The following is a 5068-nucleotide window of genomic DNA, read 5'->3' on the forward strand; positions in this document are numbered from 1 at the left end:
CAAAAAATTAATAAAATTTAAAATTTTTAATTTTGTTAAAATTATTAAGTCAACTTTTTTTGCTTCAAACCCTTTTAATTCATTGGTTGATTTAAGTAAATCAGTAATGAACTGCTCATTCCAATTGTTACTCAAAAATATTGTGGAGCACGGAATTATATTGTATTCTTCAATAGTACCATATTTGCTATCATCATAAAGATTTGCAAGTTCTCTTATTTGTTTTCTCAGTGAATCATTCGCTTTTATATCACTGTGACTTGCATGATTGTATGCATTTCGCCATGGATTATTGTTCCCTTTTTGACTACTACCATCAAAATATTTTTTTAAATCACTATATGCTTCTTTTAATTTGCTGATATGTGATATAGTTTTTGTGCTTTCATCACCTGATTTACTTTCAATAATGTACATTTCATTTTCTTTAGTGTAAACACCGTCAAAACCTTTTTTAATTGATGTTTCTTCTAAATTAAAAAATAAAAACTCTTGTTTATAGTTTGAATCATTGAGATATAAATGAATAAAGAATTCCGCAATAGCTCCCATTTTTGTAGTTTCTTGCTTGCTTTCAATAAATTTTAATAATCTTTTTTTTACTTTTATTATTTCCTGAGAATCATCTCCTTCACATATTTTAACTAAATATTTATTTATTAAACTAATTAATTTATCATCATACAAATTCACCTTCAAAATATGTAAATTCTTACCTGATTCAATCTCTACAGAAGATGTTTCCATAATGTCCTCCTAATGTAAATTAATACATAAAGATTAAAAAAGTTTTAAAATAATTTATTTGATTATCCAAAATCAATTCAATATATGTCTTATGGTCTTCTAAAATTAACGCGAACCATCAAATGTTTACAATTGAAACTATCATATTTTTTTAGATAAAAAAAGTTATTCTTTACTTTCACAATTAGAATGTAATAGCCATTGTTCCAGAACAGTATGTATTTAAACTAATCGTTGATCTAAATTGATCGAACATGGAATTAAGATGAGAGAACATCGAAGTGTTACTTAGGGTAAAAGCTTATGGATATGCTAAGTACTACTATTAAGGGCTATCAGAACAGGATGCTTACTGCAGCACAAGCCATAGATGAACTCATCAACTTAGCTAAAGCGATTCAAGAGTTTGATCAGTTGGCTAAGGAGCTAAATCTGACTGAATAAAAATATGCTTTCTATTCTGCTGTCGCTGAAAATGATAGTGCTAGAGAATTAATACAGAAAGATGTCTTATGAGAACTTGCTGTAGTACTTATTGAATCAATTCGTAGAAATACAAGCTTGAATTGGCAATTAAAGAATCTGCCAGATCTAACCTTAGAATAATAGTAAAACGCCTATCAAAAAATATGGCTATCCACCAGATATGGCTTTACTTGCGACAGAAACTGTCCTTGAATAGGTAGAAGAAGTAGCAAATCAACTTGCACGTTAGTACAATTTTTTCAATTATCGATATTTCCAATTTCGCTATACTTTTTGCACAGTGCAGTAAAGACAGGATGAATTCAACACGAGATATTCCAATCTTGTGTGAAAGCCTTACTAGCAAAAAGTCCCCTTAACTTTTCGTCTAAACCACTACAGCATCTGAGCTACAGACGAAACTACCAATCAACTATATTTCCCCCCACAATAACAACTCTGTTTATTTCCGATTGCTCTGTAGCGAAGCAAGAGAAGTGATCATCACAATCGGAAATAAACAGAGAAGATGAATTGCTTACAGAGAATAGGAGTAGCAAACAATCAGACCACAGGAGTATAAGACATGATGGACCACAAGATAGACCCAAAAATCCGATGGTCCAAAGATGGTAGGCATTAAAAAACCTCATAAACCAATGGCTTATGAGGTTGTATCTGGTGGGCCCACCGTGACTCGAACACGGGACCAACGGATTATGAGTCCGCTGCTCTAACCGACTGAGCTATAGGCCCTATATCGCAAGTTATTGTATTTCAAACAATTTGCGTTGAGCGCAATCTTAGCGAATTTCAAAATATATTACAAGTTTTTTATTAAGTAGATACAGCGTAAACTCTCAAAAAAATTGCAAAAAAACGCTATATTGCAAAACATTCGGATTCTAGCTCATGTCATCTTGTTGAGTAAAGCAATCAAAGACAATTATTGACCAACTCGGATTGTTTTTGACGATTTATTAATAAATTAAACGGGTAAGCTCTATTTTAAGCTTTAATGACTCCGAAAGATGCTTGTTGTAAAGGAAAGATAATACACAGTATGGCACATATACTTTGATTATTTATGCATCAATCACTCTAATAAAGCCCATTGGTGAATGTAAGAGATTTGAAGTAGAAAAAGAACATCCATCCAGATCAGAACATCAAAGCATGAGTTAGCAATAAGCGTGGGTACGGTATCAAATTTGCTTAAATGATATCGAGATATGCGTAAATGGAAATCTAGGAAAAGTGATATGAAAAACTTTTTTTGTATGAAATTCAATCATTTATAGTGGATATAAATTCAACAGATCTGCTAAGGATAAAATAAAAATATGTATCAATTTACAATAGAATTGTTAAATTTGTCACACTTTTAAGGTGTGGAATAATATTAATTATTCTCTGTAAGTTATCAATAAATTTATATTATTAGAATAAGTGTTTGTTTTTAAAGATATTTTTAATATAAAGGCAGATTCTATCAATATTTGTTAAAAGTTGATCAAAAAAGAATATTTTTCATTTTAGTCATTACTTATACAAGAAGTTTAGAGTATTCTTTAAGTGATTAAAAGCACAAATCCCTTCAGCAAGTATTTGTATTATTTTAATTTTTTTAAATTATTATATATCGAGACAAGTATGAGCGATGCAAGAATGCTGTATGTGAGTAAGTTAAAAGAATGTGATAATCCAATGAATGAATTATTTAATATTTTAACTGAAGCATTAAATTTTAATACCCCAAATGCAATTTGTGGTGCACTTTATTATGGAAATGGCTATTTCGTTCAGTGTCTTGAAGGTAACAAAATCAAAATTAATGATCTTTTTCATAACAAAATCATAAACGATCCTCGTCATGAAAATTGTGAATTAATGTATTGTGAGGATGTAACAGACAGATTATTTTCTAAATGGCATATGAAATATGCTATTTTTCACAAGGAAATTGTTAATTTTTTCTCTGAATATAATATTGATGAATTTAATCCATATACTTTGTCAATTGATAATATTCCTGAATTTATTAATTTACTTTCTAAGCAGAAAGATAGCTTTTATACACTCAAACCAAACAGTGTTTGATTTTAATTTTTATAAGATAAACTAGATATAGAAATATATTTAGTTGAAAGGTGGGAAACTCGTTTTCCATCTTTGATTTTTACATATAAATTTTAATAAGAGACAAATTAAAGAATACGTACTTATCCAATTAGCATTAAATACTACACTTTATTTTATGTGGATTAACAATTATGATTATTCTTGAATATTTTTGGATTTGTTAAAGAAACGAAATGTCAAAAGTCGACCATGTAGTAACGCAAGATTTGAGTGAAACCATTATCTGGTTATTTCATCATCCTGATATTTTTGATTCACTACATTATGATGCAGCAACAAACCAATTACGGGTATGTCACGCACTAGGTGAAGATCTGATTCGAGAAGGAATGTACTTAACTGCAAAATATGGAAATTTAGTGACATCAATATAAAAAACCCTCAAATGACTTGAGGGCTTTTTTTACCAAACTGAACTTAAGCTGACATTGCATCGACAGCCATGGCACGTACAGATACTTTTGGTTTTTCTGCAACAAGGCCTAATTTTGCAAACAAGACCTGATCTTTACCTTCACCAGCATTCGGTGTAGTGAGAAGTTTGTCACCGGAAAATAGGGAGTTTGCACCTGCCATAAATGCCAATGCTTGATCTGAATCACTCAAAGATTCACGGCCTGCCGAGAGACGAATATAACTCTGTGGCATGATAATACGTGCTACAGCAATGGTACGAATCCATTCAGTCACATCTAATTTTTCAACTTCTGCCAATGGTGTACCTTCAATTGGCACCAGCATATTAATTGGCACAGATTCAGGATGAATTGGAAGCGTTGCAAGCTCATGTAACAAGCCGATTCGATCTTGTTTCTGTTCGCCCAAGCCCACAATACCACCACTACACACTTTCATGCCTGCACCACGAACGTGATCAAGCGTATTCAAACGATCATCAAAGGTACGGGTACTGATAATATTGTTATAGTACTCGCGTGATGTATCGAGGTTGTGGTTGTAATAATCTAATCCAGCATCTTTTAAACGCTCAGCTTGCGACTGATTCAGCATACCGAGTGTCATACATGTTTCAAGGCCCAGTGATTTTACTTCGCGAACCATTTCAAGCACATAAGGCATATCGCGTTCGTGCGGATTACGCCATGCAGCACCCATACAAAAACGTGAAGAGCCAGATTCTTTAGCAGCTTTCGCTTCTAAAATAACTTTATCGACGGCAATACGCTTTTCTGCTTCTAATTTAGAATCATAATGTGCAGATTGAGAGCAATATTTACAATCTTCCGGGCATTTACCTGTTTTGATTGAAAGTAACGTACTTACTTGAATCGTGTTGGCAGAAAAATGCTCACGATGCACTTGTTGTGCCTGAAATACCAAATCTAAAAAAGGTTGATCGTAGAGTGCTTGGATTTCGTCACGAGTCCAATCATTACGTAATGTCATTGTCATAGTCCATGATGATTGCATTTACTAGTTCCTAATCATACAGAATTCGTGCCAAAGCCGAAGGGCAAAAAACATCATTTTTTAATGGATCTGGTATTGTTTTTTCAATTGTTGTTCAATTGCCCAATTAATATGAATTTGTACAATTTCATCATGCTGCTCGCGCGCCATTTTTAAGGCCTCGATGACTTCATCTGAGTAGGGTGCATTTCCCAACCCAATCGCAATATTGCGTTTAAAAGATTGAAAGCCAGTTCGCCGAATTGGGCTACCTTCAGTATTTGCCAAAAATGTGGCCTCATCC

The 5068-nt window shown here is 32.6% G+C and carries 4 protein-coding genes, 1 tRNA gene and 2 pseudogenes; 3 read left to right on the plus strand and 4 right to left on the minus strand.

Annotated elements, in window-relative coordinates; translation table 11 throughout:
- A partial coding sequence (locus tag ADA42_RS02915; RefSeq protein ID WP_065420492.1) for a hypothetical protein occupies window positions 1-747 on the minus strand: 747 nt, incomplete at its 3' end.
- Between the two features lie 259 nt (window positions 748-1006).
- Here ADA42_RS02915 and ADA42_RS18955 point away from each other — a divergent pair.
- Window positions 1007-1429: pseudogene (locus tag ADA42_RS18955) on the plus strand (type I restriction enzyme endonuclease domain-containing protein); the annotation flags it as partial.
- A 462-nt stretch (window positions 1430-1891) separates the two neighbouring features.
- Here the strand turns inward: ADA42_RS18955 and ADA42_RS02920 are convergent.
- A tRNA-Ile gene (locus ADA42_RS02920) sits at window positions 1892-1968 on the minus strand.
- Between the two features lie 897 nt (window positions 1969-2865).
- Here ADA42_RS02920 and ADA42_RS02925 point away from each other — a divergent pair.
- The gene (locus ADA42_RS02925) at window positions 2866-3312 is read left to right on the plus strand and encodes a BLUF domain-containing protein (RefSeq protein ID WP_048763516.1); all 447 of its coding nucleotides are present in this window, start codon (window positions 2866-2868) and stop codon (window positions 3310-3312) included.
- A 215-nt stretch (window positions 3313-3527) separates the two neighbouring features.
- The gene (locus ADA42_RS02930) at window positions 3528-3728 is read left to right on the plus strand and encodes a hypothetical protein (RefSeq protein WP_048763518.1); all 201 of its coding nucleotides are present in this window, start codon (window positions 3528-3530) and stop codon (window positions 3726-3728) included.
- Window positions 3729-3771: 43 nt separating this feature from the next.
- Here ADA42_RS02930 and bioB read toward each other — a convergent pair whose 3' ends face one another.
- Entirely contained in the window at window positions 3772-4761 is a 990-nt protein-coding gene (gene bioB, locus ADA42_RS02935) for a biotin synthase BioB (RefSeq protein WP_025095189.1), read from the minus strand.
- A gap of 84 nt (window positions 4762-4845) precedes the next feature.
- Window positions 4846-5068 (minus strand): annotated as a pseudogene (locus ADA42_RS02940) (tRNA epoxyqueuosine(34) reductase QueG); the annotation flags it as partial.

Origin of the sequence: Acinetobacter sp. 243_ASPC, assembly GCF_001054715.1 — a bacterium.
In the GTDB taxonomy this organism is placed as follows: Bacteria; Pseudomonadota; Gammaproteobacteria; order Pseudomonadales; family Moraxellaceae; genus Acinetobacter; species Acinetobacter soli.

Coding starts and splice junctions, on each gene's coding strand:
- ADA42_RS02930 (WP_048763518.1), top strand. CDS start 3,528: ATGTCAAAAGTCGACCATGTAGTAACGCAAGATTTGAGTGAAACCATT.
- ADA42_RS02925 (WP_048763516.1), top strand. CDS start 2,866: ATGAGCGATGCAAGAATGCTGTATGTGAGTAAGTTAAAAGAATGTGAT.
- bioB (WP_025095189.1), bottom strand. CDS start 4,761: ATGACATTACGTAATGATTGGACTCGTGACGAAATCCAAGCACTCTAC.